Source organism: Rhizobium sp. AAP43 (assembly GCF_001296045.1).
GTDB lineage: Bacteria > Pseudomonadota > Alphaproteobacteria > Rhizobiales > Rhizobiaceae > Allorhizobium.
In genome coordinates, this window is sequence record NZ_LJHS01000022.1 from 72413 (window position 1) to 91810 (window position 19398).

A 19398-nucleotide genomic window follows, 5' to 3' on the forward strand; every position below is an offset into this window, starting at 1 on the left:
GGCAGTCCACTCCATCTCATCGGGCACGCCGCCGATAAGGCCTTTGTACCTGTTAGGCAACAGCCCGGGCCAACGCACATTGCGACCAGAGGGAACTGAGCGCTTCTGCGAGGTGGCGAATATCCGCATCGCTGTGCAGTGGCGTCGGGGTAATGCGAAGCCTTTCCTTGCCCACAGGCACAGTCGGATAGTTGATCGGCTGGACATAAACGCCAAAGTCGTCAAGCAGCACGTCGGAGATCCACTTGCACTTCGCTGCATTGCCGACCATGACCGGCACAATATGGCTCGAATTGCGCATATGGGGAATGCCACGCACGTCGAGGGCATGCCGTACCTTTGCAACGGCAGTCTGGTGCGATTGCCGTTCAACGTTGCTCTCCTTCAGGTGGCGGATCGACGCCGTGGCTGCGGCGGCAACGGCCGGCGGAATGGCCGTCGTAAAGATGAAGCCGGACGCGAAGGAGCGGACAAAGTCAACCAGGACAGCGGGTCCGGTAATATAGCCGCCCATGACGCCAAAGGCCTTGCCCAGCGTGCCTTCGATGACCGTCAAGCGGTCCATGAGGCCCTCACGTTCCGCTACGCCACCGCCCCGCGGCCCATACATGCCGACAGCATGCACTTCGTCGAGATAGGTCATGGCGCCGAACTCATCTGCCACATCGCAGATCTCCCGGATGGGCGAAATATCGCCGTCCATGGAATAGACGCTTTCGAAGGCGACGAGTTTGGGTGCCGCCGGATCATCAGCCGCCATCAACTCGCGCAGATGACGATAGTCATTGTGGCGGAACTGCCGCTTGATGCAGCGCGAATGGCGGATACCCTCGATCATCGAGGCGTGGTTGAGGCTATCGGAATAACAGATGATCCCGGGTATCTTTGCAAGCAGGGTGCCGAGCGCCGCCCAGTTGGACACGTAGCCGGATGTGAAAATCAGCGCCCCTTCCTTGCCATGCAGGTCCGCAAGTTCACGCTCCAGGACGACATGATAGTGATTGGTGCCTGAAATATTGCGGGTGCCCCCAGCCCCCGCCCCACATTTGCGAACGACCTCGATCATACGCTCGGTCACGATCGGGTTCTGACCCATGCCCAGATAGTCGTTTGAGCACCAAACGCTAACATCCCGAACCGTGCCGTCCCCGTTGTGAAACGAGGCCTTCGGGAAGGCGGAGCAATGGCGCTCCAACTCCGCAAAGACGCGGTAGTTACCGGCAGTATGCAGGCCGGCGAGCGCCTCTTCCATGTGCTGGAGAATATCCATCAGTCTTTCCTCTTCCCGATCGTATCATGTCCAACGGCCACCCATGACGCATGAAGCGCTGGCGGAGCCCCCCCTTGAATAACTGCCGTATCATCCAGCGGAGGGCGTACGGCCAGCTTGCGCCTGTCCTGACGCGTCGTCGTCCAGCGCCATAGCGCCGTATCCGAGACCGGAAGGACAAGAATGAGATGTTCGATGATGGCGAGCGCCATAAAGGTGGCCAGCAGCGTATGGCCGACGACCGAATGATCCTGCGTCGCGCGACCTGCGCCGATGGCGAGAATGGCGAACAGGCCAGCGGCGGTTGACAGAAATATTGGAAACAATGGCGTAAGCCGGTCCGTCCTGAAATACGTCTTCAGATGCGCGATACCCTTTGGCATCAAGTCGCTGACGGCATGCGGCGCACCAAGAAAAATCAGCATCTTGGCGGAAACCCGCATTCCCCAGAGCAGGCCGAAGGCCGCAAGCCCGAAGATATTCGGTGCATCCGCCAGTGCCAGCCAGAGGCCAAGCCCAGTCACGAGGATGGCGATCTCATGATCTCGCACGGCCTCCCAAGCGGCTTTGAAGCGGGCGAAGCCAACAAGCCCTGCTGGGCATTCCCCGCTGCGCCCTGTGAGCAAGCCCGTCAGGAATGCCGCTTCATGCCAGGCCCAGACGAGCAAGGCACCGAAGAAGCCGGCATAGGAACCGACCGGTGTGCGCTCCCCCGCGCCGAAAAGCATGAGCGCGAAGCCGCCGGCACCAACGACGGTCATCACCATCATCAAGACCAGGCCACGACGGCCGCTGTTCGAGCGGTTGACCACGGCCAGCACCAGCCCGGTCGATAGCCACCACACGGCGATGGCGACCAGAACGACAGCGAGCGGGTGTGACAGGCTCATGGCGGATCTCCTACCAGATCGGCTGCAGGCGGGAGGTTGCGGGGATCGCATTCGACTTTGCCGGGATTACATACATCCTGATAAAGTTGACGGCAGCCGCCGCTGACCAGAAGCCCTTGGTGATCCGGCCGGTGAGCCCACCCTTCGCATTGGCTGCCATGATCTTCCGGTTGATCCGCTCCATCCGGCGGAAGCCTTCATGCAGCGCCGGATTGTCCAGATCGAGCACGAGGGGGAAGCACTGCCGCGAGATCTCGCTCGTCAGCCGGAAGACCTTCATGTCGTAGTCGTCAATGTCGACGCCGAGGCCTTTATGGAAAGCCGGCCGCATGTGGTCACGCACATACATGGTGGCAAAAACCGCAAGCAGGAAGAACTTGATCCAGTAGGTGTTCAATCCCTCCGTCAGCCGCTTGTCGGAGCGAATGATCAGCGAAAACGCCTCGCCATGTGAAAACTCATCATTGCACCATTCCCGGAACCACTTGAAGATCGGGTGGAAGCGCTGCTCCGGATGTTTCTCCAGATGCCGGAAGATCGTGATGTAACGCGCATAACCGATTTTCTCGGACAGATAGGTGGCGTAGTAGATGAACTTCGGCTTGAAGAAAGTGTACTTCTTGGCCTTGGCGAGGAAACCCATGTTCACGCCGATGCCGAACTCCTTCAAGGCATCATTGATGAACCCGGCATGGCGAGACTCGTCACGGCTCATATAGCCGAAGAGTTCGCAGATCTCCTGGTTCTTACCGCGCCGCTTCATCTCCTTGTAAAGCACGCAGCCCGAGAATTCCGATGTGAGCGAGGAAACGAGGAAATCAATGAACTCCTCACGCAGATCGTGCGGCAGCGCATCGATGTCGATATCGTTCCAGTCCTCATTGCGCTTGAAATGACCACGGTTCGGGTCGCTTTTCATCTGGGCGATGAGCACGTCCCATTCGGCGCGGACCGGCTCGACATTGATCTTGTCCATTTCTTCGAAATCGGTGGTGTAGAAACGCGGCGTGAGCATGGTCGATACCAGCGCGCTGCGCGTCGTGTCGTTGACCCCAGCCATACGCTCCTCGACCGTCGGTTCGTGGTCAACGAGATCGTTCGGCGAAACATGGTTGTTCATGACAGTGCCCTCTCGGTGAAACTGAATTCGCACAATTCCATCATGTCGAGATCGCCGGTCGCCCGTGTCCAGGCGCGCTCCAGCACTCCAGCGCGCGTAATGGTAGCCTTCCTGCGAAAATTCCTGGTCGATCCATAGGGGATCGAGATGGGCGCGCCGTGGACCAGAACTTCGTCACCGGGATGAACGATGACGCCGTTGTCGAACCGCAGATGCGCGCCAAGCGCCTCAAACGTGTTGTTGATCTCGACGGTACAATCGACCGTCTCCTTTCGTCTCATCAAGGCGAAGACCGGGTTCATTGGCTATTTCCTCCCTGTGGGGCCAGAAGGGCTTCGAAAGCAGCCGCATTGTCGCGGCCAAAGGCATCGAGAAAGATCCGCTCGCCAGTACCGGTGTCCGACAGGCTGACGGCACTGGATTCCCATTTGATCAGTCGATAGGGCGCATCAAAGGGCACGTTGGAGACTTGGCGCATCCGCTCAAAGGCTCGCAATGATCCACTGACGAAGCCACCGGCTTCCGGCGCATAGAGTGCAATATCCTCTCGCGTGGCAGCGTCAGTCACCACAACATGACCCGATGCGTTTCGTGTGATCATGAGGTCTCGGATTGAAACCGGCGCTCCTAGCTCCTGCTTGACCACACCAAGCCCCGTCACCTGGCCGAAGACAATCGCTCCGGCCGTGAAGGCGATCAGGCCGGCAAGGCCAAAGAACACCCCCTTGGGGAGATGGTTTGGCGTCTTGCCCTTGCGGTCAGAAAAATAGCCGAGATGTGATGCCGAGCCCATGACCCTGTCCTATTCTGCCGCAACGACGGCGGGTGGTTGGTGGGAGAGATCAGCGCCGCGAGCGACAAACCGAGACTGGTGGGCATGCGCCATACGATATTGTCCGATCGCTGCCGCAAGTACGGCTGCCCCTCTTTCAGCATCCGGCAGATAGACAAGGCTGGGCTCGGTGTGTGCGACCCGGAAGCCGCGCACATGCGGCCACTGGATGAGCCAGGACAGGCGCTGACCCGGCACAAGCGCTATGGCGATCATCCCGGATGACTGACCGATCCTTGCGAAGGAAACAGCATCGATTTGCCGGAAAGGCAGATTGAGCGTCATCGAGATCGCTACGCCGAACCGCATCACCACGCGTTCGGTGGTAACCGTGTAAAGCGTTGTCTTTTCGACGGCCCAGGCAAAAAGCTCGATCATGCCGACAAGCACGGCGGCAAGAGCTGTGAGGATCGCGACGGAAAAGAGGATCCCGCCCACAGCCCGTCCATCACTGAGCCCGGAGGCTACTGCCCAACCGGCCAGCACGATGAAATACCCACAGATCCATCGGACCTTGAGAAGATGCCGGGCGACGAGAGCCGACGACGGCCGGCCTTGCCAGAGCACAACCTCGCCAGCTGGAGGCACACCGGGAAGACCCGGCAGTGGTTCGATTTCATGTTCCCGGGTGACGAAATGGTTCACAGCAGCGGCTCCTGACGAACGCGATCCGCGTAGAGAAGCCCGGCGCCGAAATAAGCGGCGATCTTGTCTTCCTCGAGCAAAGTCACGAGTTCGGGGCGTGCGGTCTCCGGAACATCCGCAAACTGGGAAGCGGTGATCGCATGAACGTAGAGATGGCGGACGCCACCGCGCCCTGTGCCGAAGACAACGAAATTGTTCGGTAGGAGAATGGTGCGCAAACCATCGGCAAGCGGTAGATCGACCTCATAGTAGCGAACCAGGTGTTCGGCCCGGTCTACCCAGATATCCTTGACGATACCTGCGACCTGCCGGTCGCAGCCGAGAACGGAAAGCCCCCGCGGGTCAACGGCGCTCGGGACAACCGAAAAGCCGTCGGCGACGCGCAGCGGCACGATCCGTGCATCGCCATGCGCCGTGACATCAGGCCTGTCGGCACGCTCTGCCCAGGAGCCGGGACCAATGCCGGCGAGAAGCGGATTGCCCACAGGTTCACTCGGATAGCCCGGTGCCGGTGCGATCCGGCGGCTGGCAAAGCTGCGTTCGTCACGTTGGAAGTCCGGAACCTGTTTCAGTCCCTGGCCATGCGGAAGAACAAAGGTCTTTTTCGGCGGGACGAAAAGCCAGGGGCTCTTGTTGTAACGGCCCGTGACATCCTCCTCGAGCGGATAGCCCTCGCGGCGATCCTCCTGACGGAGATACCAGATCAGCCCCGCAAAAAAGATCCAGAATGCGTAGAGCACCACCTGTGCGACATCGATACTTCCTACCAATGATCCGGTCATATCAGACCCTCCAGTGTAAGACGTGGCGCCCGACGATCAGCCGGGCATCTCCGCCAATCCAAAACGCGTGTTGTTCAGGTAATCTCTGTGATAGCGCCGCCCGGCAAGCGGTCCGATCACCGCCAGGCACAGGAAGAGAAGAACGATTTCAAATTGATAGACGACGACATAACCGGCCGCCGGGGTCATCATGGCCTCGCCGAGCGACCCGTTGAGCGCCAACGCATTGATCGTATTCTTGATAACGCCGCCAGCGAGCATGCTCGCCCCGATCGCCGTTGCCTGCACCGCGCCCCAGGCACCGACCACAAGCCCGCTGTCCGACCGCTCGGAAATGCCCATCGCCGCAATCATGGTGCCGACCGCAAAAAGACCGCCCCCGAGACCGATACCGAAAGCGCCGATATGGAACAGCGCCGTCAGCCCGAGCGGTGAAGCGAAGATAACCGCCGAGAAGGCACAGATGCCGGCAAGCAGGCCGCGCGCGGCGACGCGATAGACCTGTACGCCACCCTGCAGACTATGCGCGGCCCAACCGAAGCCTGCCATGGTTCCAAGCGCCCAGAGACCTGTAAGGCGCGTCGTTTCGCCGACAGACAGCCCGAGAATTTCGCCGCCATAGGGTTCAAGCAAGATGTCTTGCATCGAAAATGCGGCCGAACCGATGGCAACGGCAAGGAGCAGGCGCATCACACCCGGTGCGCTGCGGTAATCGTCCAGCGCATCGATGAAGCTCACAAGATCCCGATCGACCGCCGTACGGCGGGCATCGCGTGCCTCCTGCTTCCAGATGGCGATTACGTTGATCACGATGGTCAGAAGGGCCGTACCCTGGATAACCTGGATCAGCATCTTGGGGCTGAAATCCACCAGCACGACGCTGTAAAAGCTTGATGCCCCGATCATCCCTGCGAGCAGCATGAAATAGAGGAGCGCGACGACCCGAGGACGCTTTGCCTCCGGAACGAGGTCGGTCGCAAGGGCCAGTCCGGCTGTCTGCGCCATGTGCATGCCAAATCCGGTCAGGATGAAAGCGAGGCTGACGCCCGCAGCACCGGCCCATTCAGGCCCAACCGTCTGCGACTGCAGGAGCAGCAGCGCAAACGGCATGATGGCAAGCCCGCCAAATTGCAGAAGGCTGCCCAGCCAGACATAGGGTACCCGCCGCCAGCCAAGCACGGACTTGTAGGTATCCGAGCGATATCCGAAGAGCAGACGCAGAGGGGCTGCAAGAACGGGGATGGCCACCACAGCCGAAACAAGCGCCACCGAAACGCCGAGCTCGACGATCAGCACACGGTTAAGCGTGCCGGTGAGCAGCACCAGGACACAGCCGGCGGAAACCTGGAAGAGCGACAGTCGCAAGAGCCGAGACAGTGGCATCTCGACCGTCGCCGCATCGGCAAAGGGCATGAAGCGCGTGCCCATCATTTGCCAGAACGCGATCATCTTCCGGTTTGCGCCTGCAAAGTTCATGACCGGATCACCTCCATCGCCTGGGAGGTGTAGAAGCCGACCGAAACCTTGTGGCTGCGCCCGGCTGTCCAGCTGGAAAGCGCTGGCGCCAGCAGCATGTCCGACACGACGCGGTCGGGTTCAACCGGATAAATGGCGGGCGCGCGATTGCCTCGCGGAAAGATCTGGCCCGCGGCGAGCATCGCCCGCAACAGGCGGGAGCCCGGGGCAAGCGTGAAGAGCATGCTGCGCGAGCAGCGTTCGGCAAGCGTATGAAGCACGCGCACGGCATCAGCAGAACGATAGTGGATCAGCACATCCATTGAAACGACCGCATCGAAGCTGCCATGCCGCGGGTCGAGCATGTCACCGCTGTGAAAGGTCACGGAACCCTTTGACCGACCATGGCTATGTTCCAGTTCGTGCGCTCGCTGCCGGGCATGGGCGACCATCTGCGCTGAGAGATCGACAGCAACGACCTCAGCCCCACGTCGCATCAGCTCAAAGGAAAGGACACCAGATCCACAGCCGGCATCAAGAATGCGCCAACCGGTGAGATCGGCGGGCAACCAGGAAACAAGCGTCTGGCGCATATCGTCGCGTCCCTTGCGCACAGTTGCCCGTATGCCGCTGACCGGCTGGTCGCCAGTAAGGCGCTTCCACGCATCGAGTGCTGTGCGATCGAAATAGTGCTCGATCTCGCCCGTCCTTCGAATGTAGTCGGTCTGGCTCATGGCTTTGTCCTCACTCAAAGCCGAGAAATTCGAAGATTTCCCGGTCTTTCATCGGTTCGGCCTCCAGTGCCGGGACACCGGCCCACAGCCGCTCCGCGAGTTGCAGATATTCGCTCTGGATCGCCACAAGCTCCGCGCTATCGCCCATTTCGAAGAGCGTGCTCTTCTTCAGTCGGCTGAGCCGCACCTGATCGCTGTCGGGCACATGGGCAAGCCGTGTCAGTCCAATCGCTGCATTGTAGCGATCGATCTGGTCCGTCTCGCGGGAACGATTGGCGATCACCCCGCCGAGGCGCACGTCGTAGTTCTTTGACTTCGCCTTGATGGCCGCAACGATGCGGTTCATCGCGAAGATGGAATCGAAGTCGTTCGCCGCAACCACAACGGCTCGCTCGGCATGCTGCAGCGGCGAGGCGAATCCTCCGCAGACGACATCGCCAAGCACGTCGAAGATGACGACATCCGTGTCATCGAGCAGGTGATGCTCCTTCAGGAGCTTGACCGTCTGGCCGACCACGTAACCGCCGCAACCGGTGCCAGCCGGCGGACCGCCTGCCTCGATGCACTGAACGCCGTTATAGCCCTCGACCATGTAGTCTTCCGGCCGGAGTTCTTCCGAATGGAAATCGACCTTTTCGAGAACGTCGATGACGGTCGGGATCAGGCTTTTGGTCAACGTGAAGGTGGAATCATGCTTTGGATCGCAGCCGATTTGCAGCACACGCTTGCCGATCTTTGAAAAGGCGACCGAAAGGTTCGAGGATGTGGTCGACTTGCCGATGCCACCCTTGCCGTAGATCGCGAAAACCTTGGCACCGTCGATTTCCATCGTCGGGTCGAGCTGAACCTGTACGCTGCCCTCGCCATCGGCGCGCTTCCGCAGCGTTTCAGCAAGCCGGGCCTCACGTTCGGCGATCTTGCTATGGGTGTAGATGTTCATTGGGCAGCCTCCCTGACCAGCCCCTCGAGACGGTCTTCTAATTCTTCTCCGGCCTGTTTCAGGGCGGCGAGCGTTTCAGCATCCGGCTGCCAATAATTGCGCTCATGCGCTTCGATTAGCCGGTTGGCGACCCTCGCAGCCGAGGCCGGATTGAGTGTGGCGAGCCGTTCGCGCATCTCTGTGTCGAGCACAAAGGTTTCGGTGATCTGCTGGTAGACCCAGGGGTCGACATCCCCTGTGGTCGCTGACCAGCCGAAGGTGTTGGTGACCTGCGTCTCGATGTTGCGCACGCCCTCATAGCCGTGCTTCAACATGCCCTCGAACCATTTGGGGTTCAGCGTGCGTGTACGTGTTTCAAGCGCGACCTGCTCACCGAGGGTGCGGACACGTCCCTCCCCCTGCGTCTGGTCGGAGATGAAGACCGGCAGCGAACCGCCACCCTTGGCCCTGTTGACTGCCTTGGTCAGTCCGCCCAGCGTGTCGAAATAGTTTTCGATCGTGGTCACACCGATCTCGACGGAATCGAGATTCTGGTAAGCCATGTCGACCTGACCGATCATCGCATCGAGCACCTCGGCCTGCGGACTGGTCTTGCCGCGACGGTTGATGGCGAAGCTTTTGCGATTGCTGTAGGTCTGCGCGATCTCGTCATCGTCGCTCCAGGAGGAGGACGCCACCAGCATGTTGACGTTCGATCCATAAGCGCCATCGGCATTCGAGAAGACCCGATAGGCCGCAGCTTCGATGTCGCAGCCATGGCTTTCGCAATAGGCGAGCGCATGTTTGCGAATGAAGTTCATCTCGACCGGCTCGTCGGCAACAGCCGCGAGGTAGCTCGCCTCGGCGAGCATGCTCGCCTGGATCGGCAGGAGATCTCTAAATATGCCCGATAGAGTCATGACGGCATCGATGCGCGGACGCTGCAGCTCTTCGAGCGGCACCAGAACGGCGCCACAGACCCTGTTATAGGCATCGAGCCGGGGACGCGCGCCCATGAGTGCCATGGCCTGGGCCAGCGGCGCACCGCCGGTCTTCAGATTATCGGTACCCCAAAGGACCACGGCGACCGTTTCCGGCAGGCGTCCATCGGCAGCAAGATAGCGTTCAAGCACCTTGGCGGCCTGGCGTTCGCCATCCTGAATGGCAAAGGCACTCGGAATGCCGAAGGGATCGAAACCGTGAATGTTGCGGCCGGTCGGCAGAAGTTCAGGCGTGCGCAGGAGATCGCCAGAAGGAGACGGCAACACATAGCGACCGTCGAGGGCGCGGACGAGACCATCGATCTCGCCGTTGTGCGCCAGTTCCCGGTTCATCGTCACCAGCTTGCCGATGCTGTCCTTGAGCTCGCCTCCAGCATTCTTGGTCACCCGCGCAATCGTTGCGCCGTCACCCTTGGCGATCGCTGAAAGTAAATCAGCCGTGAGGTCCGGGCGAACGACGGAAGGCATGTTCGAGGCAACATGGTCGAGCATTTCCAGACGCTCGCCCTCATCCATGCCGCAACCAGCAATATGGAGACCATGCGGAATGAGCGCGTATTCGACTTCAGCCACCTCGGCGACGAGCGCCAGAACAAGGTCGGTTTCGGCAAGCCCGAGACTATCCTTGCCCAGGTCCAGTTGTTCTGCCTGCACCTGTATCAGCTGGAACAGCCTCTCGCGTTCGACACGCGCCTCGGGTGCAGTACTGCGATAGCGGTCCAGGCTGCCTTTCAGCTCACTCAAGCCCTTGTAGAGTCCGGAATGCGTGATCGGCGGCGTCAGATAGGAAATCAGCGTCGCAGCAGACCGCCGTTTGGCGATCGTACCTTCTGACGGGTTGTTGGCGGCATAGAGGTAGAAATTGGGAAGCGCGCCGAGCAGGCGATCCGGCCAGCAGTCTGCAGACAGACCAACCTGCTTGCCCGGCATGAATTCGAGCGCGCCATGAGTGCCGAAATGCAGGACGGCATCGGCGCGGTAGGTTTCGCGCAGATAGCGATAGAAGGCGGCAAACGCATGGTTCGGGGCAAAGCCGCCTTCGAACAACAGGCGCATCGGGTCACCTTCGTAACCGAAAGGTGGCTGGATCGCGATCAGCAGGTTTCCATACTGGCGACCGAGCACGAAGATGCCGCGGCCATTGCTGAGAACGCGTCCCGGTGCCGGTCCCCACTTCGCTTCGAGATCGGCGAGGTGTTTCTCGTGGCGCACATGCTGGTCGACGGGGATGACCGTATGGACATTGGCCTCAACGCCGTAAAGTGCTGAATTGCCTTCCAGAATGCCGTCCTTCAGCGCTTCGGCATCGACGGGCAAGTCGACATCGTACCCCTCGGCCTTCAGCCGGCGCATGGTCTCGAACAGGCTCTCGAACACGGAGAGATAGGCGGCAGTGCCGATACTGCCGCTGTTCGGCGGATAGTTGAACATCGCAATCGCGATGCGACGCTCCGCCCGCTCCTTGCGGCGCAGGTAGACCATGGCGGCAAGGCGATCGGCGAGCAGCGCGACACGTTCGTCATCCGGCTGCATGCAGGCCCTGCCGGACGGGCAGGACGCGAGCTCTCTCGAGCAGATGCAAGCGCGTGATGTGTGCGTGGCATCGGATCGGCCCCCAATCACCATAGAGCCGATGGAGCCATCGAGTTCCGGAATTGCCACCATCAAGGTGGTTTCGATCGGGGTCAGGCCCTGCGATGACGAGAACCAGGCTTCCTTGCTCTGGAACTCGGTCACCATCGCCGAGAAATAGGGGACATCAAGGCCATCGAGCGTGCGGGCGGCGGCGGCGGCATCGCTGTAGGCCGGTCCGCCGACCAGCGAAAATCCGGTCAGCGAGCAGAGTGCATCAATGCGCGAACCACCCGCAGCGGGCGTCATGAAGCGCTCGATTGCGCCGCGCATGTCGAGACCGCTCGAAAACACCGGCACGACATTGAAGCCGCGCATTTCAAGTTCACGGATGACGCGGTCGTAATGGCCGGTATCGCCCGACAGGATGTAGGTTCTCAGAAGCAGAAGCCCGATCGTACCGCGCGCACCAGCCTTCTGTGGCAGGCTGGAAAGCTGTATCGTGACCCGTGGCTTGAGGCCCGGATGATAGAGACCCATGTCGGGATATTCGACGGGATCCCCGACGGTCACGCGGCCCTGAAGCCCCTTGCGCTCCCCCCGGGCATATTTGCCCACCAGCAGGCGCACCATGTTGGCGATGTTCTCGTCCGAAGCCGCAATGCGATATTGCAGCGTCAGGAAATAGTTGCGCACGTCCTGCGCCGTGCCTGGAATGAAGCGCAGCAGCTGCGGCAGGCGGCGCAGCATGGCGAGCTGGCGCTCGCCGGCGGTGCGGCCGCTATCCTTGCCACCGCGCGAGCTTTTTCCCCGGAGTTTTTTCAGAAGCGCGAGCGGACCCTTCTGCTCTTCGCTCATCTTGAAGCGACCCATGGTCGTGTATTTCATCACCGTGCCGGCAGACATGCAGCACACCATGGCGTCGCATTCGAGGTGACGTGCTTCCAGTACGTCGGCTATGGCGCGCACATGCTCTTCAACGAAGATCATAGAGACAATGATGATGTCACCGGCACGGATCGCCACGCGGCAGGCTTCGAGGCTCGCCGGATTGTCGTTCCAGTCGGTCGCGGCATGCACCGAAAGCGTCAGCCCAGGCAGGTCTCTGGCAAGGCTGCGGCGCGCATCATCGACAGCCGAGACAATGTGATTGTCGAGCGTCACAAACACCACCCGAACCGGGGTCGCGTCAGCGGGCGAAATGGGCTTTCGCGTCATACAACGTCTCCACGGTGATGGGGCGGATACCCTTGCGGGCGGCGAAAAGCTCGGTGTTGCGGCGGGCCTTGCCACGCACGAAGAACGGAATTTTCTTCAGCTCACGCTCGGCATCCGGCGTCCAGCTGAGATCTGCCGGGGGCTGATCGGCGCTCAGCAGCGGCTCGCTGTCGAATGCGTCTTCAGCTGTGGCAGCAACGGCTGCCGGGGCGTGGGCATGCAAATGCGAGGCCTGAGCACGGTCGTTAAACTCGAAATCATCGCGGAACATCTGCAGCAGATGCTCCTCGAGCCCCATCATTAGCGGATGAACCCAGCTGTCGAAGATAACGTTGGCGCCCTCGAACCCCATTTGCGGCGAGTAACGCGCGGGGAAATCCTGCACATGGACGGGCGCCGAGATAACAGCGCAGGGCACACGGAGCCGCTTGGCAATATGCCGCTCCATCTGCGTTCCCAGCACCAGCTCTGGCCGAGCTTCGACGATCGCCGCCTCGACGTCGAGATGATCGTCGGAGATCAACGCCTCGACGCCGAACTCTTCCGCAGCTTCCCGCACTTCGCGGGCGAATTCGCGCATATAGGTGCCAAGGCCACAGACCTTGAAGCCAAGTTCTCGGGCAGCGATCCTGGCAGCGGCAATCGCATGCGTGGCGTCGCCGAATATGAAGACACGCTTGTTCGTCAGGTAGTTGCTATCGACGGAACGGGAATACCAGGTGGCGCGATCTTCGTCTTCGCCGGCGAGCACATCGTTCGAAAGGCCTGCCAGCGCCCGAACTTCTGCAAGGAAGATGCGTGTCGCCCCAACGCCGATCGGCACGGTGGAGACAAAGGGCATACCGAATGTCTTTTTAAGGAAGCGCGCGGCGGCATCGCCGATCTCGGGATACAGCACGATGTTGAAGGCAGCCTCCGGCAGCCGCGCCAGATCTTCGACGGTTGCACCAAGCGGCGCCACGACCCGCACATCGATCCCGTTTGCCGCAAGCAGGCGCGTGATCTCGGTGACGTCGTCACGGTTGCGAAAACCAAGCGCCGAGGGGCCGAGGATATTGCAGCTGTTCGGGGCCACATGCTGAGGACGCTCACATCCGCCCGCAAAATTGCGCACCAAACGATAGAAGGTCTCGGACGCGCCCCAGTTTTCCTTCTTCTGGTAGGACGGAAGTTCAAGCGGCACGACAGGCACGCCGACATTCAGGGTGCGGGCAAGACCTGCGGGATCGTCCTGTAGCAGTTCTGCCGTACAGGAAGCACCGACCAGCAGCGCATCCGGCCGGAAACGTTGAACAGCGTCGCGACATGCCGTCTTGAAAACGTCGGCGGTCGAGCCCGAGAGGTCGCGGGCCTGAAACGTGGTGTAGGTGACCGGCGGGCGCGAAGCCCGACGTTCGATCATCGTGAACAGGAGGTCCGCATAGGTATCTCCCTGCGGCGAATGCAGCACATAATGTACCCCTTGCATCGATGCGGCGATGCGCATTGCACCCACATGCGGGGGACCTTCATAGGTCCACATGGTGAGCTTCATGGTGCAATCCTCCTGCGGGAGGAGGCCTGGCCGTCAGCAATCAAAGCCTTGCGCATCAGCGGCCGCGCAAAGAGCTCGGCCAGATCACCGGCCTGCTCATAGCCATGGATCGGTGTGAAGGCGAATTCGATCGACCATTTGGTGACGATGCCTTCGGCCTCGAAGGGATTGGCAAGACCCATACCGCAGACGACAAGATCCGGCGCGGCGGCACGGCAGCGGTCGATCTGGACCTCGACATCCTGACCTTCCGAGATTGAGACGCCGGGCGGCAGCATGGCCAGCTCACCTGCCACGTGTTCGCGGTGAAGATAGGGGCTGCCCACTTCAATGATGTCGGCGCACAGTTCGCGGCTCAGATAGCGGGCAAGCGACGGCTCAAGCTGGCTGTCCGGAAAAAGAAAAATCCGCTTGCCTTCGATGAGGCGGCGATAGTGAGCGGTCGCTTCAAGCGCCCGCCGCCGGGGCGCTTCCGTGACGGTAGCGAAACGGGCAGGCGACACCCCGAAACTGTCGGCAATCGCCTTCAGCCAGGCGGTCGTGCCTTCTTCGCCCAGCGGGAAAATGGCATTGATCCGTGTTGCCCCAAGCCCTTCCAGCGCGGCAGCAGTGCTGCCGAGATAGGGCTGCGCCAGGATATAACGGGAGCCCGCACCGATCCTCGGCAAGCGGTCACTGTTGCGGCCAGGCAGGAAGACAACGTCGTCGACGCCCATTTCAGCCAGCAGTCGCGTGATCTGGTCCTCAACAACATCCGCGACGGCACCGGCGACGACAAGTTTTGCGACTTTGCCCGTCGCACCATTGCGGGGCTGGTCCTGCACGACGGCCGCGAGAAAATTGTCCTCACCCTGTGTGAACGTTGTTTCGATGCCGCTACCGGAATAGCAAAGTACGCGGGGGCCGGCACCGTATTTGCGGTCCAGTCGCTCTGCGGCCCGTTTCAGGTCGAACTTGATGACCTCGGACGGACAGGAGCCGACCAGTACCAACATGCGAATGTCCGGCCGGCGCTCAAGCAACCGAGCGACCTCGCGATCAAGCTCATCATGCATGTCCACCATGCCGGCGAGATCGCGTTCTTCCATGATCGCCGTTGCAAAACGAGGCTCGGAGAAAATCATCACCCCAGCGGCCGACTGGATCAGATGGGCGCAGGTGCGCGACCCCACGACAAGGAAAAACGCGTCCTGCACTTTGCGATGAAGCCATATGATCGAAGTCAGGCCGCAAAAGACTTCATGCTGGCCGCGCTGGCGGATGGTGCTGGTCGACCCGCAGGATACGAGAGACTGGTTCATGGCGCGCTCCCCGGAAGGCAGCCGCCGGACATTGTCACCTCGGCAACGCTCGAAGACCGCCCCTGATCGAGACGGGCAAGCCGCAGTTTCCAGAGGAACTGTCCGGCATTGACGAGGTAGGTGACATAGGCGGCAAGCGCCAGCAGCATCAACGGCAGCGGAGACAGAGCGTTGGTGAAGAGCGACGCGAGATAGGCCGTGTGCAGTGCGAGCACCAGAATTGAGAAGACGTCTTCCCAAAAGAAAGGTCTGGCGAAGAGATAGCGGCCAAAGACCTCCTTCTCCCAGATCGAACCCGTTACCATGATCGCGTACAGCGCGAGGGTCTTTACGACCACCGAAACCTGCGCAGCGGCAAGTCCCTGCCCGAGCATGAGATAGCGGAGGATCAGGAACAGGCTGACGATGAAGATGAGAAACTGGATGGGTGCGAGCACGCCTTGAACCAAAGTCCACACGCTGCTGTCACGCCGGCGGCGTTCTTCAGACGTATAGAGTGCGGTTCGAGATACCGTAGTCTGTGCGGACTTGCCCATTCTCAAGATCCTCTCCCAAGGTCCCCCGCGGGCTATCGGGATCGATATTGAGACTACGCCCCCACCACACAAAGTGTCAACTTAGATTGACGTATATTTTGATTTACACAATTTCAATCCGGAGTCATTGTGGGTGGGCGACGGCATGAGGGCGGGCCGAACCCAGATTCTGCGACCGCGATCGAAGCCAGCGGGAGGCGCAAGGAATGATGGAGGGAGCAAACATTGCGGGCTTTACGGCGACCGATCGGTCGCCGGACACCAATGGCGCGGCCTGGAACAGCAAGACGCTTGTTCCTCGGCGCTTTAGCCCCTACCTAAACCATAGCGACGGAGAAACGCTCCGGAGTCTAATACAGGGAACGGTGGCGTCCATGACCGCTGCAAAGTTGTCGGCGCGTTACGAAATTGGCCTTGAGAACGATCACCTCTACACGAAAGCGGTCGAAGAGTTCCGCTGTCTCATCGTAAAACCATCCACCCGTATTGCCTCTCTCAACGCCTTCGTCGAATACGAGCTCCCTGCGGGCAGGCCGGATTATGTAAAGGTTCTTTTCCTGGAAGCGGTCGCCCGCATGATGGGGCGGGAATGGACGACGGATAGCTGCAATTTCGTCGATGTCACGGTAGGGACAGCGAAGTTACAACAATTGATCAATATGTTGTCGCAGAAGCTCCGCCTCTCAAGCGACATCTCGAAGCCAAGCGCCCTTATCGTCAGCCCGCTGGGAGAACAGCACACGCTAGCGCCCCATCTCATGGGACTGCTTCTCGACACGCTCGGTTGGGATCGAAGTGTACTCGAGCCTTCGGAACTGCAAGGGCGGCGGTTTGCGCAATTGGCGCGCCACGCGCAAATCGCTTGCATAGGCTGGAGCAATAGCCGTTTGCGCACTGAGTTGAGCACACTGATGCACAACCTCAGGTCACATAGGCGACATATTCACCTACCGATCATCGTGGGCGGTGCCGCTGCACTGGAGTCCGTTGATTTTCTTGTCGGATTGGGCGTCGACTGCATATGCGACAGCATTTACTCCGCAGCAAGGATCTGCGAGAGTTATTACGAACTTGAAAGAATCAGCCAGCAGTCTCGTGCCGCAGGCAGTACGGCAGTCGTAACACCCAGCGGAATTGATTGGCTCACTCCATGAAGCCACCAAACGGTCATAGCGAAGCAACCGGCTTCATGGTCGCGGACCATCTCTTTCATACCCTTGACCCGGATTCGATTGTTGCACTCGTCGGCCTCGGCGCGGATATCGTGCTTCTCGTCGATGACAGCGGCACAGTATCGAAGGTGCATTTACCGAACAAGGATCTGGCGGAATACCGGTTGAGCGACATGGTCGGCAAGCAGTTACAGGACTGTGTGACAATCGAGTCGGTCGCCAAGATCAACTCCATGCTCAATAAGGGCACCGCCAATCACCCGGCGCGCGGATATCAGGTCAACCATCCGCTGAGCAAAAAGAACGACCTTCCGATCATCTATTCCGCCTTTTCCTATAAGGGGTCACCCTTCACCATCGTTGTTGGCCGCGACATGCGCCAGCAGATGATGGATCAGCAGCGCCTTGTACAAACCCAGATGGAGCTGGAAGCGGACTATCGCGAACTGCAGGAGGCTGAGACCCGCTATCGCACCGCATTTAAGATTGCGACGACAGCCTCTGTGATGGTCGATGGCGAAAAGCGAACCGTGCTGGAGGCAAATGCGGCGGCGACAGCGCTTCTGTCGACCAATGGCAACGCGATCGTCGGCAAGCCCTTGCGGGAAATGTTTCACAAGCAGGACCGAGACCGCCTCGGCGACGGCGTGAGTGAAGCACGCCACAATCCCGACCCCGTTCAGCTGGATGGATTGAAAAGCGCCAAGAACGAAGAGGTGTCCGCTACAATTCGCGCCTATCGCGAAAACGGCATCACCAATCTCATCCTGACGCTCTGGCCGAGCAGTGCAACTGAAGAAACCCAAAGGCATCGACCAGAGCCGCAGAAGGGCCGGGCGACGATCGACCTTGCCGATCTGCCAGAAGCCGTGGTTCAGACCGATGCGGACGGCAAGGTGACTGCCGCCAACACGCTCTTTCTCGACCTCATCCACGCCCCCACACTGAACCAGGTTGTTGGTCGCAACATCGCTACGTGGTTTATCAATGCGGCCATCGATTTGCGCGTTCTCTACTCACGCCTTTCGGATGAACATGTCGTTCGAGGATTTTCCTCCACCCTGACCGACAATCTTTCTGGCGATCGTGCGGTCCAGATTTCCGCTCGTCTTTCCCAGGAACAGGCAAGCGTCCAGCTGGTCATCACGCCGCAGACGACAACGGTTGAGCGCTTGACGATCCCCTCGCCGGGCGTTCCCGATCAGGCGGAAGGCTTTTCCAGTCTCGTCGGCAAGGTTCCGCTGAAGGACCTCATGCGCGAGTCTCTGGACGTCATCGAAAAGATTTGCATCGAGGCGGCTCTCGACCAGACCAACAACAATCGCGCCTATGCCGCCGAAATTCTCGGCCTGTCGCGCCAGAGCCTCTATATCAAGCTTCGCCGCCATGGGCTTGAGGACTATCGTCCAAGAAGCTGAGAGCACACCCTCGCCTGAGCACGGAACTGTCAATTTAAGTTGACACTCACGCGAGCCAGGCATAGCCTTTCTTCATGGCAATGACCCCGACCCACCCGCCGCTTCCAGCCTATCCGTCCCCGGCGGCGGTTGTGGCTTTGTTGAAGCCCATCACCTGGTTTCCGCCAATGTGGGCCTATGCTTGCGGCGCGGTCGCCTCGGGTGCCAGCCTCCAGGACCGGGCGCTTCCAGTACTGATGGGCGTTCTGCTGGCGGGACCGCTTCTGTGTGGCATGAGCCAGGCCGTCAATGACTGGTTCGATCGCCATGTGGATGCAATCAACGAGCCGGATCGCGTCATCCCTTCCGGTCGCATGCCGGGTCGCTGGGGTCTCTACATCGCAATAGCCATGTCCGCCCTCTCGATGGCGCTTGCCTGGCTGCTCGGCCCGCTGGTGTTCGGCGCCGCCCTCATCGGCCTGGCTCTCGCCTGGGGCTACAGCGCCCCGCCCTTGCGCTTCAAGCAAAACGGCTGGATCGGCAATGGAGTTGTTGGCTTGAGCTATGAAACACTGCCCTGGATCACCGCCATGGCCGCCGCCTTGGGCTCAGCGCCGTCCATGCCCGCGGCTTGGGTGGCTGCTCTCTATGGCCTTGGCGCCCACGGCATACTGACGCTCAACGACTTCAAGTCCGTGGCCGGCGACACCGAGATGGGCGTGCGAACACTGCCTGTTTTACATGGCACCCGGAACGCGGCGCGAATTGCCTGCCTCGTTATGGCGGCAGCGCAGACCGGCGTCATCCTCATCCTGTTGTCTGGCGGCCATCGAACCGGGGCAAGTCTGGTAACTCTGTTGCTGTTTGCCCAGATGCTGTGCATGCCGCGATTTCTTGCCGACCCGCAAAAACACGCCATTTGGTACTCGGCCGTTGGCGTCGGACTCTATGTCATCGGCATGATGGCCACCGCCATTGCCTTTGGCACCACCGCCGCAACTGCCATCCAGTTCATTTGAG

The 19398-nt window shown here is 60.3% G+C and carries 17 protein-coding genes; 3 read left to right on the forward strand and 14 right to left on the reverse strand.

All coding sequences use genetic code 11. From position 1 onward, the window contains the following. Positions 1-52 precede the first annotated feature (52 nt). From hemA to bchF, 14 genes are read right to left on the reverse strand one after another with little or no spacing between them, the layout of a single operon-like run. Positions 53-1270 carry a 5-aminolevulinate synthase gene (gene hemA, locus IP76_RS13975; protein ID WP_054158842.1) on the reverse strand — a complete coding sequence of 406 codons (1218 nt, stop codon included), beginning with the start codon at positions 1268-1270 and terminating at the stop codon, positions 53-55. Next, positions 1270-2160: a putative photosynthetic complex assembly protein PuhE gene (gene puhE / locus IP76_RS13980; protein ID WP_054158843.1), complete on the reverse strand. Its 891-nt coding sequence runs from the start codon at positions 2158-2160 to the stop codon at positions 1270-1272. Before puhE ends, hemA begins: the two co-directional genes overlap by 1 nt. A 10-nt stretch (positions 2161-2170) precedes the next feature. After that, on the reverse strand, positions 2171-3220 hold the full coding sequence (acsF, locus tag IP76_RS13985) for a magnesium-protoporphyrin IX monomethyl ester (oxidative) cyclase (RefSeq protein WP_054158912.1): 1050 nt from the start codon (positions 3218-3220) through the stop codon (positions 2171-2173). Positions 3221-3276: 56 nt separating this feature from the next. Beyond that, on the reverse strand, positions 3277-3582 hold the full coding sequence (locus IP76_RS13990; RefSeq protein WP_082352543.1) for a hypothetical protein: 306 nt from the start codon (positions 3580-3582) through the stop codon (positions 3277-3279). Further along, entirely contained in the window at positions 3579-4073 is a 495-nt protein-coding gene (gene puhC / locus IP76_RS13995; RefSeq protein WP_054158844.1) for a photosynthetic complex assembly protein PuhC, read from the reverse strand. Before puhC ends, IP76_RS13990 begins: the two co-directional genes overlap by 4 nt. A gap of 9 nt (positions 4074-4082) precedes the next feature. After that, positions 4083-4757: a photosynthetic complex putative assembly protein PuhB gene (gene puhB / locus IP76_RS14000; RefSeq protein ID WP_054158845.1), complete on the reverse strand. Its 675-nt coding sequence runs from the start codon at positions 4755-4757 to the stop codon at positions 4083-4085. Beyond that, positions 4754-5539 (reverse strand): photosynthetic reaction center subunit H, encoded by a 786-nt coding sequence (gene puhA, locus IP76_RS14005; protein ID WP_054158846.1) that lies wholly within the window; start codon positions 5537-5539, stop codon positions 4754-4756. The genes puhB and puhA overlap by 4 nt, the downstream gene beginning before the upstream one ends. Before the next feature lie 36 nt (positions 5540-5575). Next, positions 5576-7015 (reverse strand): BCD family MFS transporter, encoded by a 1440-nt coding sequence (locus IP76_RS14010; protein ID WP_054158847.1) that lies wholly within the window; start codon positions 7013-7015, stop codon positions 5576-5578. After that, a complete protein-coding gene (gene bchM, locus IP76_RS14015) occupies positions 7012-7728 on the reverse strand; it encodes a magnesium protoporphyrin IX methyltransferase (protein WP_054158848.1) in 717 nt (238 codons plus the stop codon). Before bchM ends, IP76_RS14010 begins: the two co-directional genes overlap by 4 nt. Positions 7729-7738: 10 nt before the next feature. Further along, complete coding sequence (gene bchL, locus IP76_RS14020) at positions 7739-8668, reverse strand: ferredoxin:protochlorophyllide reductase (ATP-dependent) iron-sulfur ATP-binding protein (RefSeq protein ID WP_054158849.1); 930 nt, start codon at positions 8666-8668, stop codon at positions 7739-7741. Then, a complete protein-coding gene (locus tag IP76_RS14025) occupies positions 8665-12438 on the reverse strand; it encodes a magnesium chelatase subunit H (protein WP_054158850.1) in 3774 nt (1257 codons plus the stop codon). The genes bchL and IP76_RS14025 overlap by 4 nt, the downstream gene beginning before the upstream one ends. Next, positions 12410-13972, reverse strand: coding sequence for a ferredoxin:protochlorophyllide reductase (ATP-dependent) subunit B (gene bchB / locus IP76_RS14030; RefSeq protein ID WP_054158851.1), 1563 nt, complete (start codon positions 13970-13972; stop codon positions 12410-12412). The genes IP76_RS14025 and bchB overlap by 29 nt, the downstream gene beginning before the upstream one ends. Further along, positions 13969-15273, reverse strand: a complete 1305-nt coding sequence (locus tag IP76_RS14035; RefSeq protein WP_054158852.1) for a ferredoxin:protochlorophyllide reductase (ATP-dependent) subunit N — start codon at positions 15271-15273, stop codon at positions 13969-13971. The genes bchB and IP76_RS14035 overlap by 4 nt, the downstream gene beginning before the upstream one ends. After that, positions 15270-15809, reverse strand: a complete 540-nt coding sequence (bchF, locus tag IP76_RS14040; RefSeq protein WP_054158853.1) for a 2-vinyl bacteriochlorophyllide hydratase — start codon at positions 15807-15809, stop codon at positions 15270-15272. The genes IP76_RS14035 and bchF overlap by 4 nt, the downstream gene beginning before the upstream one ends. Positions 15810-16183: 374 nt before the next feature. Here bchF and IP76_RS14045 point away from each other — a divergent pair, with 374 nt between their 5' ends. The 3 genes from IP76_RS14045 to chlG all read left to right on the forward strand — a co-directional run bounded on the left by IP76_RS14045 (position 16184) and on the right by chlG (position 19397). Next, entirely contained in the window at positions 16184-16963 is a 780-nt protein-coding gene (locus tag IP76_RS14045) for a hypothetical protein (protein WP_054158914.1), read from the forward strand. Next, on the forward strand, positions 16960-18399 hold the full coding sequence (ppsR, locus tag IP76_RS14050) for a transcriptional regulator PpsR (protein WP_054158854.1): 1440 nt from the start codon (positions 16960-16962) through the stop codon (positions 18397-18399). Before IP76_RS14045 ends, ppsR begins: the two co-directional genes overlap by 4 nt. Positions 18400-18473: 74 nt before the next feature. Next, complete coding sequence (chlG, locus tag IP76_RS14055; protein WP_245281467.1) at positions 18474-19397, forward strand: chlorophyll synthase ChlG; 924 nt, start codon at positions 18474-18476, stop codon at positions 19395-19397. The last annotated feature ends 1 nt before the right edge of the window (position 19398 follow it).